The sequence below is a fragment of the Panacagrimonas perspica genome (assembly GCF_004364935.1).
Classification (GTDB): Bacteria; Pseudomonadota; Gammaproteobacteria; order Nevskiales; family Nevskiaceae; genus Panacagrimonas; species Panacagrimonas perspica.
The window spans coordinates 299,682-313,802 of sequence record NZ_SOBT01000008.1 but is presented as its reverse complement, the minus strand read 5'-3'; the positions used below and the strand labels follow the sequence as shown (position 1 = coordinate 313,802).

Annotated in this window: 14 protein-coding genes and 1 riboswitch; of the genes, 10 read left to right on the top strand and 4 right to left on the bottom strand. The window is 66.7% G+C overall.

Features of this window, described 5'->3' with window-relative positions; genetic code table 11:
• The first annotated feature begins 12 nt into the window (after nt 1-12).
• Nucleotides 13-483, top strand: a complete 471-nt coding sequence (locus tag DFR24_RS01490) for a nuclear transport factor 2 family protein (RefSeq protein WP_133879584.1) — start codon at nt 13-15, stop codon at nt 481-483.
• Between the two features lie 74 nt (nt 484-557).
• On the opposite strand, the gene DFR24_RS01485 is transcribed toward DFR24_RS01490, so the two are convergent.
• Complete coding sequence (locus DFR24_RS01485; protein WP_133879583.1) at nt 558-1,640, bottom strand: aromatic ring-hydroxylating dioxygenase subunit alpha; 1,083 nt, start codon at nt 1,638-1,640, stop codon at nt 558-560.
• Nucleotides 1,641-2,240: 600 nt separating this feature from the next.
• On the opposite strand from DFR24_RS01485, the gene DFR24_RS01480 reads away from it, so the two are divergent.
• Both DFR24_RS01480 and DFR24_RS01475 read left to right on the top strand, forming a co-directional pair.
• Nucleotides 2,241-2,957, top strand: coding sequence for a tetratricopeptide repeat protein (locus tag DFR24_RS01480; RefSeq protein ID WP_162850968.1), 717 nt, complete (start codon nt 2,241-2,243; stop codon nt 2,955-2,957).
• Between the two features lie 35 nt (nt 2,958-2,992).
• Nucleotides 2,993-3,170, top strand: a riboswitch (yybP-ykoY riboswitch).
• A gap of 15 nt (nt 3,171-3,185) precedes the next feature.
• Nucleotides 3,186-3,773, top strand: a complete 588-nt coding sequence (locus tag DFR24_RS01475) for a TMEM165/GDT1 family protein (protein WP_133879581.1) — start codon at nt 3,186-3,188, stop codon at nt 3,771-3,773.
• An 82-nt stretch (nt 3,774-3,855) separates the two neighbouring features.
• Here DFR24_RS01475 and DFR24_RS01470 read toward each other — a convergent pair whose 3' ends face one another.
• From DFR24_RS01470 to DFR24_RS01460, 3 genes are read right to left on the bottom strand one after another with little or no spacing between them, the layout of a single operon-like run.
• Nucleotides 3,856-4,815 (bottom strand): YqcC family protein, encoded by a 960-nt coding sequence (locus DFR24_RS01470; RefSeq protein WP_162850967.1) that lies wholly within the window; start codon nt 4,813-4,815, stop codon nt 3,856-3,858.
• A 52-nt stretch (nt 4,816-4,867) separates the two neighbouring features.
• Nucleotides 4,868-5,524: an FMN-dependent NADH-azoreductase gene (locus tag DFR24_RS01465; RefSeq protein WP_210772569.1), complete on the bottom strand. Its 657-nt coding sequence runs from the start codon at nt 5,522-5,524 to the stop codon at nt 4,868-4,870.
• Nucleotides 5,521-6,528, bottom strand: coding sequence for an AraC-like ligand-binding domain-containing protein (locus DFR24_RS01460; protein ID WP_133879579.1), 1,008 nt, complete (start codon nt 6,526-6,528; stop codon nt 5,521-5,523). The genes DFR24_RS01465 and DFR24_RS01460 overlap by 4 nt, the downstream gene beginning before the upstream one ends.
• A 257-nt stretch (nt 6,529-6,785) precedes the next feature.
• Between DFR24_RS01460 and DFR24_RS01455 the strand changes: the two genes are divergently transcribed.
• The 7 genes from DFR24_RS01455 (at nt 6,786) to DFR24_RS24270 (ending at nt 14,102) form a co-directional block, all read left to right on the top strand.
• On the top strand, nt 6,786-8,342 hold the full coding sequence (locus DFR24_RS01455; protein ID WP_133879578.1) for a ferritin family protein: 1,557 nt from the start codon (nt 6,786-6,788) through the stop codon (nt 8,340-8,342).
• Nucleotides 8,339-9,418, top strand: a complete 1,080-nt coding sequence (locus DFR24_RS01450) for a ferritin family protein (protein WP_133879577.1) — start codon at nt 8,339-8,341, stop codon at nt 9,416-9,418. The genes DFR24_RS01455 and DFR24_RS01450 overlap by 4 nt, the downstream gene beginning before the upstream one ends.
• Nucleotides 9,418-9,738 carry an MmoB/DmpM family protein gene (locus DFR24_RS01445; RefSeq protein ID WP_162850966.1) on the top strand — a complete coding sequence of 107 codons (321 nt, stop codon included), beginning with the start codon at nt 9,418-9,420 and terminating at the stop codon, nt 9,736-9,738. The genes DFR24_RS01450 and DFR24_RS01445 overlap by 1 nt, the downstream gene beginning before the upstream one ends.
• Before the next feature lie 43 nt (nt 9,739-9,781).
• The gene (locus DFR24_RS01440; protein ID WP_133879575.1) at nt 9,782-10,924 is read left to right on the top strand and encodes a 2Fe-2S iron-sulfur cluster-binding protein; all 1,143 of its coding nucleotides are present in this window, start codon (nt 9,782-9,784) and stop codon (nt 10,922-10,924) included.
• A gap of 213 nt (nt 10,925-11,137) precedes the next feature.
• Nucleotides 11,138-12,265, top strand: a complete 1,128-nt coding sequence (locus tag DFR24_RS24280) for a hypothetical protein (RefSeq protein WP_162850965.1) — start codon at nt 11,138-11,140, stop codon at nt 12,263-12,265.
• 47 nt (nt 12,266-12,312) lie between these two features.
• On the top strand, nt 12,313-12,885 hold the full coding sequence (locus tag DFR24_RS24275) for a hypothetical protein (protein WP_162850964.1): 573 nt from the start codon (nt 12,313-12,315) through the stop codon (nt 12,883-12,885).
• 2 nt (nt 12,886-12,887) lie between these two features.
• Nucleotides 12,888-14,102 carry a phosphotransferase family protein gene (locus tag DFR24_RS24270; protein ID WP_162850963.1) on the top strand — a complete coding sequence of 405 codons (1,215 nt, stop codon included), beginning with the start codon at nt 12,888-12,890 and terminating at the stop codon, nt 14,100-14,102.
• Nucleotides 14,103-14,121 lie beyond the last annotated feature (19 nt).

Sequence of the window (14,121 nt, the reverse complement as noted above, 5' to 3'; positions counted from 1 at the left end):
CGGAGATCTGCCATGGACTCGCGACCGCCCCTGCCCCCGTTCGACGCGGACACCGCCGCACAGAAAGTCCGCATGGCCGAAGACGGCTGGAATGGACGCAATGCCGAGCGCGTCTCGCTGGCCTACACACCCGACAGCCGCTGGCGCAACCGCAGCGAAATCTTCCAGGGGCGCGATCGCATCGTCGAGTTCCTGACGCGCAAGTGGAAGCAGGAACAGGACTATCGGCTGATCAAGGAACTGTGGGCGTTCACCGGCAACCGCATCGCGGTGCGCTTCGCGTACGAGTATCGCGACGCGACGGGCCAGTGGTTTCGCGCCTACGGCAACGAGAACTGGGCGTTCGACGGCAATGGCCTGATGGCCGAACGTCACGCCAGCATCAACGATCTTGCGATCCGCGAGGATCAGCGCCTGTTCCACTGGGATGCGAGTGGCCCTCGGCCTGCGGATCATCCGGGGCTGAGCGAACTCGGGCTGTAACCCGGGCTTCGCCCGCGGGCTTTTCCTCGAATTGCGAATGAAGCCCCGGGCTTCGCCCGGGCTACGGGCGACGTTCAGCCGACGACCGCTTCCAGCTGACCGCGCACCGCCGCCACCCGCTCCGCCTCGATCAGCTTCCTCAACAAGCGCCGCACTTTCACCGGCGCCAGATCATTGGTGGTCAGCGCCGGACGCAGGCTGAAGAAATCATCGGTGTCCATTTCCTGCTGCACCGCCTCGATGATCGGACCATCCTCGGTCTCGAACGCGGCATGCATCGCGCGGATCTTGCCCTCGTTGTATTCGGCGCTGTCGACCAGGTGATTGCGGCGCGTGGCGAAGAAGTAATGCGTCGTCGAGGAAGTCTCCGGCGTGCAGGTGTGCAGGTCGAACTGGCTGACGCACTCTTCGAGATTGAGCTGGCCCGCCGGATCCTGCGACGCGCCGATCGACAGCTGGATGTTCGCCGGCGGCGTCCACGTGACCTCGACGAACATGCGCGCTTCGCCCTGCGGATCGGGCAGGAACTGGTTGAAGATGAACATCGGCGGCGTCTGCTTCCACTCGTTGCGCGAGGCGATCGACGTGGCGGTCTCGCGCACCTGCGGCGTCAACGGGGACAACTGGCCGCGCGTCGAGATGATCTCGCCGTGCACGTGATCCACGTGCGACAAGTCCATGACGTTGTCGACGATCAGCTCGTAGTTGGCCTTCATGTGCATGTAGGTATGCGCCACGCCGGTGGCCGGCCCTTCGTCCAGCTCGTTCCACGTGGGCAGGCGTGATGCATCGGCCGGCGCATCGCCCATCCAGATCCACAGGAAGCCGTACTTCTCCAGCAGCGGGAACACGCGCACCTGCGCGCTGTTGGGGATGCGGCCGTCACCATGAGGGCTGTGCGTGCACTGGCCCTTCTCGTTGAATCGCAGCGCGTGGTACAGGCAGGCCACCTCGTCGCCGCAACGCTTGCCCAGGTGCAGCGGCGCGAAGCGATGCGGGCAGCGATCGTGCATCGCCACCGGAGATCCATCCTGCTTGCGGTAGATCAGGATCGACGTGTCCAGGATCTTGCGATGGAACAGCGCCTCGGGTCCGACCTCGGTGCTCATCGCCGCCGCATACCAGGCATTGGCGAGAAACGTGCTCTTCTTCTGCATCGCTGCGATCTCCTCGGTTCAATGGTTTGAACTCGTTGTTCGAAGGCGTCGGCGTCTTCGGCTCCTTCTGCGCGATCGACACCGCGGACGGCGCCCACGATGAATCGCAGGCTGCCCGGGCACCGATCCGCAAAACTAGGCGCGCCCCGTGCGCGCGTCCAATACCTTGCGCGGAGGCGTGGATTACCGGCGCGGTATCGGTGAAGGTGCAGGGCCGACCGCAGCAATTGCGATCCCGAACGGATACCTCTCCCTCCGGGAGAGGTCGGCGCGGAGCGGTTGGGTCCCAGCGCGGAGTGCCTCAATGGCACTCCCACGTAAACCCAACCGGGGTGAGGCCGCGCGGAGCGCGGTCGAGCAGCGCCATCAGAGCGCCTCTGCCGCGCTCCGCGCGCCCTCACCCCGTTTCGGGTTCAGGAGTGACTCAATGTCACTCCTGAACCCGAAACGCCTCTCCCAAAGGGAGAGGGAGCTACCGATCGTCGTTCGTCCGGGAAAGATCAATAGAATCCGGGCGGCCGATTCCCACGTCGCGTGTCCATGAGTCCGCTGCCCGTTTTTCAAACCCCTGCCACGCGCCTTCGGCGATACGCCGCTGCCTTGGCATTGGCCCTGCCGATGCAGGCTGCGATCGGCCACGGCGTCGCCATCGTGCCCGCGCCATCGGGCGCATCCGCTCCTCGCCTCTCCAACGACTGCGATCGCATGGCCGGCGATCCGCTCGATCCGCTGGGACCAGGCGCAGGCGCCGGGCATGACTTCGTCGACCCGGCCAAGGCCATCGCGGCCTGCACGAAGGAACTCGCCAAGGCCCCCACGTCGCCGCGGGTGCAGTACCAGTTGAGCCGCGCCTACGCAGCCGCCGAAGATTCCGCGCGGGCTTTGACGTTCCTGCGCAAGGCTTCCGACCAAGCGTATCCCGCCGCGCAGGCCCTGCTCGCCGAGTTCTATCTCGAAGGCGAGGAGTTGCCACAGGACGATCGCGAAGCCGCGCGTCTGTTCCGCGCCGCGGCCGAACGCGGCGTCGGCAGCGCGCAGGTGCACCTGGCCGGCATGTACATCGACGGACGCGGCGTCGAACAGAGCGACGTCACCGGCCTTGCCTTGCTGCATCGATCGGCCGACGGCGGCTACGCCGAGGCCCAGGCCCTGCTCGGCCAGCTGTATCTCGACGGCGGCCTCTCGTTCGTGAACGACGAACTCGTCGCGCGCAATCCGGCACGGGCCACGCACTACCTGAAACTGGCCGCCGCCCAGGGGCACGAGGAAGCCGCGGAACTGCTCGCCACGCTCGACGCACCGGCAACGCCGCGCTGAGCGGGCCCGGTGCGTGTTGTTCAAGGATCGCGTGCCCCGCTATAGTGGCCGCGTCATTGGGGAGTAGCTGCTTTCCGCAAGGAAAGAGCCGACGTCAACACACTTGGTCGCATGGCCATGGCGTCGGCAGCACCCGCAGGGCGAGACCTTTGACCTCGTTGTCCACAGCCGGCTGGCGATGGAGAACGGGGTCATTGCGCTCCATCGCCAGCCAATGGAAATACACCAATGGAAGCTTTTCTCGCCTCGCTGGGCATGGTTGCGCTCGCCGAGATGGGCGACAAGACGCAGCTGCTGTCGTTTGTCATGGCCGCGCGCTTTCGCGGCCAGCACGCGGCCGTCATCGCGGGCATCTTCGTCGCCACCATCGCCAACCACCTGGTCGCGGCGTCCGTCGGCGGCTGGGTGGCCAGCCATGTCGACCCGGACATCATGCGCTGGGTGCTGGGCCTGTCCTTCCTCGCCTTCGCGGCCTGGGCCCTGATCCCGGACACGCTCGACGAGAAAGATCATCGGCCGTCGCGCTACGGCGCGTTCCTGACCACGACGATCCTGTTCTTCCTCGCCGAGATGGGCGACAAGACGCAGCTCGCGACGGTGGCGCTCGGCGCCCAGTACGCGAGTCTCGCCGCGGTCGCCGCCGGCACGACCCTAGGAATGATGGTGGCCAACGTGCCCGCGGTGTTGCTCGGCGAGACCTTGGCGAAACGCTTTCCGTTGAGCCGGATGCGATTCGTCGCCGCCGCGCTATTCGCGGTCTTCGGCGCGCTGATCCTGCTCAAGGTGAATTTCGGGCTGGGGCTGGGCGGGATGTGATCTGCCGTCTGCTATCCCGTAGCCCGGGTGAAACCCGGGGTTCCCCTTCGTCAGCGAGCAGCAGCCCCGGGTTTCACCCAGGCTACGAACGGCGTCGCCGCACGCGGATCGCGTACCAGAGGAACGGGATGCACACGGCCACCGCGACGACGAGCCCGGCAGTCATGTCCAGCCAGCCGGGCGTGTGTCCATCGATGTCGACGATCTGCGGCTCGTAGGTACCCGGCGGCAGCCGCGGCCTCAGCGTTTCGAGGTCCTGCCGCGTGCGCGCCGACACCGCCACGCCGACGATGTCGAGCACCTGCGCCGCGGCCGGCAGCGCCTGGGGCGAGTTCGCATCGACACCCGCGCTCACGAGCCAGTCGCGAATCGCGGCGGCCTCGGGCGGCGCGGTCGGGTCGAACGACAGCGGATCGGGCAGCTTGATCAGAACGCCCGGCGTCGGCATCCCGCTGCGGTCGAGCAGCACATGCGCCTCGGTGGGTCGCAGCGCATTCTCCCTGCCCCGCTCCGCCATCAGCGCCACGCGCAGAACGCTGTGCCCGGCGTCGGGCTCGATGCTGCCGAAGAAGACGGCGCTGACATGCGGCGGGAAGTAAGCGCTGAACGATCTCGACACCCATTGGCTGGCGGAGATCGAAAGGACGATGGCGACGATGATCCCCAGGCGTGCCGCGAGCTTGAGCGCGAACATCGACGGCACGCGCCCGGCAGGCGCCGGCGCAAGAAACGGCTGCGACAGCCCATCGACTTCGCGCAGCACGTCGATCAGCGGATCCATCAGGTCGTCGCCGTCGAACTCGCGCACGGCGTGCCCGGCCAGGTTGCTCGACGGCGGCATCGGCCCATCGCCGCGCGCGACTTCGCGCAGCCGCGGCACCAGCACGAGCTGGATCCAGTGCACGAACGGCATCGCGTCCATCGCGAACGGCTGGCGGAACGGCTTCAGCGGCGGCGCCGGAGTGGTCCACACGTTCAACCGTCGCATGGTCTGCTCGACCTTCTTCGCCACGGCGTCGACGGCCGGATTCGGCTTGCTCATGATCTGGGGCCTGTTGCCGCTGCCTGCGCGGACGGCGCAGCTGCCGTGAAGCCTAGCGCGTCGCGGCGAGCGACAGGCGCTGCGCCAGCTCGCGCGCCTCGCGGCAGCCGGCATCGCGTGATGCGCGATCGAGCTCCGGCCCCATCACGGTCTTCTGGACGATCACGGCGTCGACCTGCGTCACCCCGATCGAATGCAGCCAGGTCTGCATGAACGGCTGCTGGTGGTCCCAGTCGAGCGGGAACCCGGCACCCGGCGTGAAATCGGCACCGCGTGCATAGACGCAGACCGCGCGCTGGCGCGTCAGCAGGCCGTTCATGCCGCGCTCGTCGAACGTGAACAGCACGTCCTTCTGCGACACCAGGTCGATCAGGTGCTTGAGCTTGTAGGGAACCGTCCAGTTCCACATCGGCACCGAGAACAGCAGCAGGTCGGCGGCCTTGAAGCGGTCGGCATAGGCGTTGATCGCTTTCCAGGCGATCTCTTCGTCCGCACTGCGCGCCCTGCCCTCGAGGCCCGCGTACTTGGCCTGCAGTGCGGCGCCGTCGAACTCCGGCAGCGCCATGTCCCACAGGTCCATCGTGTCGACCTGCAGGCCCGGCGTCTTCGCGCGCAGCGCATCGAGAAAGGCACGGGTCACTTCCAGCGAGGCCGAGCGCTGCTTGCGCGGCGAGGCCTCCACATGGAGAACCTTCTTCAAGTCGGTCATCGCTTCACGTTCTCGCGAGGGCTTGCCGAAGAACGCACCTGCTTCGGCGACAGGCCGTATTCCTGCCGGAACATGCGGCAGAACGAACTCGAATCGAAGAAGCCCCAGCGCGCGGCGATGTCGAGGATGCTCAGGTGCGCGCACGAACGGGCGACCAGGTCGCGGCGGCATTGTTCCAGCCGGCGCTTGCGGATCCACGACGCCGGCGTGGTGTCGGCCTCGGCGAACAGGCGATACAGATGCCGCTCCGACATGCCGCTGTCGCGGGCGACCCGTTGCGGCGTCAGGTGCGGATCGTCGAGCTGCCGGTTGATGCCGGCCATGACGTGCTGCAGCTGCTCGCGAAACCCGCGGTGCTCCGGCAGCTGCACCTTGGCGGTCAGCGTGGCCACCAGCATTTCCGTCGTCGCCTCGAGCACCTGCCTGGCCTCGGCGTTGGACAGTTCGCCGAAACTCGTCTCGAGCGCGAGCATGCAGTCGATGAACAGCTTGCCGATGCCCGCCGTCGCCTTCATGGCGTGACCGCAGAATTCGCCGGAGCGCGGCAGCGCGTCGTCGAGGCGCTTCCTGGGCACCGAGAACGTGATCTGGCGCAGGCCTTCGCCGGTGTTGAAGTTCATCGGCTGCGTGGAATCCCACAGCGCGAACGTGCCCGGATCGAGCCGGATCTCGTGATCGGCGAACTCCAGGCACTGCGAGCCCTCGGCCACGTAGATCAGGTTGTAGAGCGCCTCGCTATCCTGCGCGATCTCGCGCGTCGAGCGCCGGCCGATGACGCCGCCACGCGCGGCCGTCAGATGCACCAGGCGGAAGCCCTCGTAACGGCCCTGGCGGATGAAGGCCGGGAACTGGTCGCAGCGGACCGAGTGGATGTCCCAGTGCAGGTGCGCGTCCACGACGAAGTCGCGCCATCGATCGAACTGCTTCGAGGGCATGACCGTGGCAGTGGTCCAGCTCTCGAGGTCACGCCAGTGTTCGTTCAGCACAGGACTGGAAGACGTCACGGCCCCTCCTCGGTGGTCCTGCGGAGCCTGGTCGCGGGCCCGGGAACACGGCCACGCGAGCCTCGGAATCCGGGGCACCTCATGTTGTATCCCGATTATGGGCGCATCGGACGACCTTGCAAGGCGCACGAACCCGCGCTGGCAAGGGCTGCCAAATCGGCAGGCAGCGGATGCCAAGAGTGACGCCCGCGGCAGGCCTACGCTGCCGGCAGCCCGCCCCGGCGAACCGCCGCTGCGCGTGTCGACAGGAGAACCCGATGGACAGCAACGAATTCATCAAGGCCCACGACAGGGTCAAGGACTTCGAGTGGGACTTCAGCTACGAGCCCAAGACCACGCGCTACCCGCAGAACTACAAGATTCCGAAGAAGACCAGCGACCCGTTCCGTCACCTGGTCCGTGACTACTGCAAGATGGAACGCGACAAGGACGATCGCCAGTACGGCGCGATGAGCGACGTGATGGCGCGCGCCAAGATGCCGGCCAAGGCCTCGGAACGCTGGACCGAGATCCTGAAGATGGCGTTGCCGGTGACCACCTATGCCGAGTACGCGGCGATGAAGTGCACGGGCCAGCTCGTGGACTCGGTCGACAACGCGGAACTGCGGCAGGGTTACCTCGCACAGATGATGGACGAGGTGCGCCACACCAACCAGGAAGCCCACCTGATCCGGTATCTGGCCAAGCACGCGCGCGATCCCGAGGGCTTCGACCGCGGCTTCAAGATCCGCGGGCAGAACATGATCACGCGCGCCGCGCGACCGGCGCTCGACGCCTTCTTCGCCAGCGATCCCATCGAGGGCGCGATCAATCTGCAGGTCGTCGCCGAGACCGCGTACACCAACCCGATCTTCGTGACGCTCACCGAGGTCGCGGCTGCCAACGGCGACGAAGCCACGCCCACCACGTTCCTCAGCGTGCAGTCCGACGAAGCGCGCCACATGGCCAACGGCTACGCCACGCTCGCCGCGATCGCCTCGGTGCCGGACAACCTGCCGCGGCTGCAGCGCGACTTCGACAACGCGTTCTGGCGCCAGCACTCGTTCCTGGATTCGTTCATCGGCTCGGTCTACGACTACTTCCAGCAGAACCGGGGCGGCTCCTACCACGAGGCCTGGACCGAGTGGGTCGGCAACGACTGGGCGGGTTCGTACATCGAGCGCCTGAAGCCTTTCGGCGTGGAGCTGCCGCGCGGCTGGGAAGAGGCCAAGGCGCGCATTCCCTGGGGCCACCACAACATCGTGATGATGCTGGCCGCGACCTGGCCCGTGCAGTTCTGCCGGATCGACCCGCTGACGCCACGCGACTTCGAGTGGTTCGAGAAAAAGTACCCGGGCTGGTACGCGCTGTACGGCGGCTTCTGGGAGGCCTACGCGAAGATGGGCGATCCGAAGGACGGCCAGATTCCGCTCACGCTGTTCCCGCAGGTGCCGCCGATCTGCCGCGTCTGCCAGATGCCCTGCGTGTTCCCGCGCTTCGACCAGTCGACGGTGCGCATCCGTGAAGCCGATGGACGCAAGCACGCGTTCTGCAGCGACGGCTGCGAGCACCTGTATGCGCTCGAGCCGCACCGCTACGCGAAGGCCTGGACCTGGTTCGAGCAGTACGAGGGCTACGAGCTGTCGCAGTTCGTGCGCGAGTGCGGCCTGATTCGCGCCGATGGCAAGACGCTGATCGGCCAGCCCTCGCTGAACTGGGACAAGATGTGGACGGTCGACGACATCGCGCGGACCAAGATCGAGATCGAGAACCCGCTCAGCAAGCTGCCCGCCGACGGCGCGCCACGCCTGCTGGCGCCGAGGACGCTGCAATGAGCGCCGTGATCCAGCGGCCTGCGACTGCCGCATCGACGAAACCTGCGCGCGACTTCACGTTCATCCAGCCGGCCGGGCGACGTCTCACGGAGTACGAGGCGCTGACGGTGCACCAGCAGCCCGATGCCAGCGGTTACGACATGGCGGGCGGCGGACGCTTCGGCGCCGAGGCTTTCCTGCTGCGCTCCGACGGCGGCCCGCTGTGGCGGGAAACGTCGACGCGCCTGCGCCACCCGGACTGGTATCGCTACCGCGACCCGGCGCAGCACTGGCAGCGCACCTACATCCGCCACCAGGAGCAGCAGGAGACCGCGATCGAGCGCGCCACCGAGGATGCCGGACTCAACGGCACGCTCGCCGCGCTGAAGGCCGACTGGGTCGGCCAGGTGCTGTCGAAGCACTGGCGCGCGTGGTCGCATTTCGAGTACGCGATCTTTCGCACGCTGTGTCCTGCGCAGCGCGAATCGCTGAGCGACACGCTCAGTTCCATGCTCTGCTTCCAGAGCTTCGACCATCTGCGCCATGCGCAGGATGTCATCGTGTATCTGGTCGAACTCGAGCGCTACAACAAGGCCGTCGACGACGCGGCCGGGCGCCGAGCCTGGATGGAAGACCCCTGCTACCAGCCGTCGCGGCACCTGGCCGAGCACATCCTCAATACCGGCGACTGGGGCGAGCTGATGGTCGGGCTCAATCTCGTCGTCGGCCCGCTGCTGCAGCAACTCGCATCGAGCGCGATCGTGCGCGGCAACGCAGGCGCCAACGGCGACGACGTGGCGAGCCAGATCATCGTCACGACCGAGCGTGACCGCCGACGCAACCTCGCGGCCACCGAGGCCTTCGTTCGCATGGTCACCGATCCCGCGCTGTCCGAAGCGGGCGCCAATCACGCCGTCATCTGCGAATGGATCGAGCAGTGGAGCGACTACGCGCAAAAGGCTGCGAAGGCACTCGCGCCGGTCTTCGACACCGTGCCGAACCGTCGCGAGACCTTCGACGTGGCCTACGCCAGGGCGAGCGCGGACATGAGCGCCGTGCTCTCGGGCCTGGGCTTCGCGTCGGCGGGAGGCACCTGATGGCCACGCTCCGCGCCGACGGCCGTACGCCGATCTCGATCATCCTGATGCAGGGCTCGCCCGAGGCGCAGGCCACGATCGACGTGCTCGTGGAAGATCACCCCGATCTGCAGGTCGCTGATCACGGCACCTACTGGAAGGTCACCTCGACCGAGTACGACCTCGAGGTCGATCTCGATCGCGTCGCTTCCGAACTCGGCCAGCCACTGTCGATGCCGCAGTGGCTGGTGATCCTGACCAGCTACGTGGGGCGCGTGGACACCACGCCGCGCAAGTTCAAGGTCACGAGCGCGATCACGCAGATCGAGCCGCAGGCTTGAGGCGCATGGATTCGTCGTCCACGCGCCCGTCGCCGTCCGCGTCATGAGTGGCGCGACGTTCAACGTCGAGTTCACTCCGTCCGGAGAAACGTTCGACGTCTCGCCTGGCGAGACCGTACTCGACGCCGCGCTGCGCCAGGGCGTGCAGATCCGCTACGGCTGCCGCGCGGGCAAGTGCTCCACCTGCAAGTTCCAGATCGAGGACGGCGAGATCGATCACGGCGACGTGTCGGTCTATTCGTTGCCCGACGCGGAGCGAGACGAGGGCTGGGGATTGCTCTGCCGTGCGCGGCCGCTGACCGACCTGCTGATCCGCGACAACCGCCCGCCCGACCTGCGCGTCAGGCCGCTGCTGCCGCCACGCGAGATCGACGCGAGGATTGCCGGCGTGCGCTCGCTGACGCCCGAACTTGTCGAGCTGCGCCTTACGCTCGATGAGCCTCTGGATTTCTACGCCGGACAGTTCGTGGATCTGGGGCTGCGACACCACCGTAGCCCGGACGAAGTCCGGGAGGGCTCCTCAACCGGAGCGGGACTCCCGGACTTCGTCCGGGCTACGGGTGGCGCCGAGCCCGTCGACGCCATCTGGCGCAGCTATTCGATCGCAACACCACCTTCGAGTCGCTTCGAACTGTCGTTCGTCATCAAGCGCATCGCCGGCGGCGCGTTCTCGTCACGCGTGGGTGACGTTTCGCCCGGCGCAGCGGTGCGCCTGCGCGGCCCCTACGGCGACGGCTACCTGCGCGCCGGCGATCGTCCGGTGCTGATGTGCGCGATCGGGTCAGGCATCGCGCCGATCCTGTCGATGCTGCACGAGGCCGCGGAGACGAAGGATCCCCGCCCCTTCCTCTTCTACTACGGCGCCCGCAGCGCGGCCGACGTCCCGCACCACGCCGAGATCGCAGCGCTGTTCGCGAACGGCCTCGCGCCCGGATCGAAGTTCGTGCCGACGCTCGATGGTATCGATGCGAACGATCCCTGGACCGGCGAGCGCGGCAACGTCACGCAGGCGATCCAGCGCGGCGTGCAGGAGCAGGCGCATCTCTGCGACGCCTACCTGTGCGGCGCGCCGCCGATGTGCGACGCGGTAGCGCGGCTGCTGCAGGCCAAGGGCCTGTCGGAGCAGTCGCTGTTCATGGACCGCTTCTTCGCGACAAGCAAGAGCGAAGCGACGACGACCATCTGAACCCGAGTCGCGACATGTGCCTTCTCATCCTCGACACGACAGGAACAGGAACCCGCGTGGTGTTTAGATTCGAAAGACTTCAACGCAAAGGCGCAAAGGTCGCAAAGAAGTCCAGAGAAATTTCGTACCTTTGCGTCCTTAGCGCCTTTGCGTTGATGATTTTTCCTACCCATCTTTTTTGCCTTAGAAACTGAGTCATCACCGGGAGACCGCATGATCACGACGCTCGACGACTATCCCATCCACCAGACGGCACAGCCGGTCGCCATTCCGTCCACCAGCGACCGCAACTTCTACGACCGCTTCTGGTTCAATGGCTTCGTCGGCGACGGCTCGCTGTACTTCAGCGTCGCGATGGGCTTCTACCCGAACCGCCGTGTCATGGACGCCGGCTTCAGCGTGCTCGTCGACGGCAAGCAGTACTGCCTGCACGTCAGCGGCGACCTGCCCGTGGACCGCGCAAATACCAAACTCGGGCCGATCACGGTGCAGACGATCATCCCGATGCGTCGCCACCGCGTGCTGATCTCCGATCCCGAGCGCGGCTTCGAAGCGGACCTGCGCTTCGAGGGCGGCACCGGCACGCACGAGGAAGACCGCCAGGTGCTGCACGACGGCGTGCAGCTCTCGATGGACGTGACGCGCATGACGCAGTTCGGCGCGTGGTCGGGCTGGATCAAGGTCAAGGGCAAGCGCATCGAGCTGAACCCGGCCGTCACCAACGGCACGCGCGACCGTTCCTGGGGCATCCGTCCCTGCGGCGAGAACGGCGGCCGCCCGCATCGCTGGGCCTCGCAGTTCTACTTCGGCTGGTCGCAGACGTTCTGGAAGGATTTCATCCTGCACGGCGTGCTGTTCGCCGATCAGAAAGGTGATCTCGTGATCAGCTCGGGCGGCACGATCCCGCGCGTGCCGGCCGGCGACGAGCCGGTGTTCGCACGCGACACCGGCGAAGTCGCCGCCACGCCGGTCGGCTACACCTTCAATTACCTGCCGAACAGCCGGCGCCTGCGCAGCGCCAAGCTGAAGTTCAAGCGCCCGGGCGGCGAGATCTGGGAAGCCGAGTACGAGCCGCTGGTGACATTCGCGATGGCCGGCGTCGGCTACTTCCATCCGACCTGGGGGCACGGCTGCTTCAAGGGCGCGTATGCGATCGACGACGAGACCTGGGACGTCGACAAGATGGACATCACGCAGGCCCATCTCTTCCACGTGCAGCAGGTCTGCAAGGTCACGCTCAACGGCAAGGAGAAGTCGGTGGGCATCCTCGAGCACACGGCGTTCGGGCCGCACGACCCGAGCGGGTTCAAGGAATTCGCCGATACCTGGAAGCCGGGGTAAGGGATCGCGCGTCGCGCGCCGCACACAAAAACAACGAGGAGACGGCAATGCAACCGGAGATCTCGCAGTTCCTGTCGGGCATGAAGAAGGCGATCGAGCAGGTCGTGATCGCCAATCTCACCGACCGCTTCGCGCAGGAGCAGGCCGGCATGATCGCCGGCACCCTGGGCTTCCTGCAGACGGTGCAGGACAAGGCGTTCCACTACGAGCTGCTCGAGAACCATCTCTACAAGCAGCTGCTGTCCGACGCGGTCGCGATCGTCACCCGCGACGCGACCGCGTCCAAGGTCACCGCCGAGGGCGTTGCGGCCATCCGTGCGCACCAGGAGGTCGATCCCGCCGGCAGCGCGGTTCATCTGAAGCCGTTCCGCTTCCTGCGCGGATCCAACGAGACGATGCGCGAACTGCTGGCCACGCTGATCCACGCGCAGGACCAGTTCCCGGCCGCGGTGTCGACGCGCTTCGAGGCGCTGCTGCGGCCCTTCTTCAAGGATCTGCAGATCCGCGAGCGCGCCTGGGTCAAGGCGCTGGGCTTCGACAACCTGACCGATCCGGTTCCGGACCTCGACGCGCTGCTGTATCGCGACGGCCAGCTCCACCTACCCGGCCTGGGAGGCTGATCATGGCCCTCGATACCCGGAGCCAGCGCCTGCGCGCCAACCCCACGTCCGACTGGATCCGCGAGGTTCGCGAGCGTTTCCCGGTGGAGTCCACGCTCGACGAGGTCATGACGCGCAAGCTCGACAATCGGCGCAAGGGGCTCGAACACCTCAGCGATTTCACCGATCTGGCGGAGCGCCTGACGTCGTATCTGCGCCAGCACACCGGGCAGGCCGACCTGTCGCTGACGAATCTCAAGCGGCTGTCCGGCGGTGCGTCGAAGGAGCAGTTCACGTTCGACCTCACATGGAAGGACGCCAGCGCCCAGCGCGTCACGCGCAAGCTGATCCTGCGCATGGATCCTTCGGAGTCCGTCGTCGAGACGCACCGGCTGCGCGAGGCGCAGGTGCTCAAGGCCATGGTCGGCCAGGTGCCGGTTCCCGAGGTGCTGTGGGTGGACCCGGATCCCCACACGCTGGGCCACCCATTCCTGATCGCGGTCTTCCTGCCCGGCGCGGTGCAACCCGAAGGCGCGACCAAGGCCAGCGGCGTCGGCCAGATGTTTCCCGAGAAATACCGCAAGGCGCTGAGCGGGCAGTTCGTCGACCACATGGCGGCGATCCACACACTCGACTGGTCGAAGGCCCCGCTGTCGTCGTTCCAGAAACCGAAACCCGGAACGAACGAGGGCACGCGCTGGGCGCTGGCGCTATGGGATCGCGTGTGGGAGGAAGACACCTTCGAGGCGCACCCGGTGATGGCGTACGCCGCCGGCTGGCTGCGCCGCCACATGCCGGTCACCGGCAAGCCGGTGGTCGTGCACGGCGACTATCGCGGCGGCAACTTCATGTTCACGCCGGACCTGCAGATCAACGCGATCCTGGACTGGGAGCTCGCGCACCTGGGCGATCACCACGAGGACGTCTCGTGGGCCACGATGACGCTCACCGGCGCGCGTGACGACGACGGCACGCTGCTGTCGTCCGGAATGATCCCGCGTCCGCAGTTCCTGGCGCGTTACCAGGAACGCAGCGGCCTGAAGATCGATCCGCAGACGCTGTACTACTTCGACGTCTTCAACGCCTACAAATTCGCCGTGATCACGATGGCCACGAGCCTGCGCGCGGCCTACGGCAAGCGCACGCACCTGGACGCGATGATGAATCTGCTGACGGGGCTCGGGTACGTCTGCGTGGCGACGTTGCAGGAACTGCTCGCGCAGGGACCGCCGAAGTAGCGCCTGCCTGGTCTGGAAC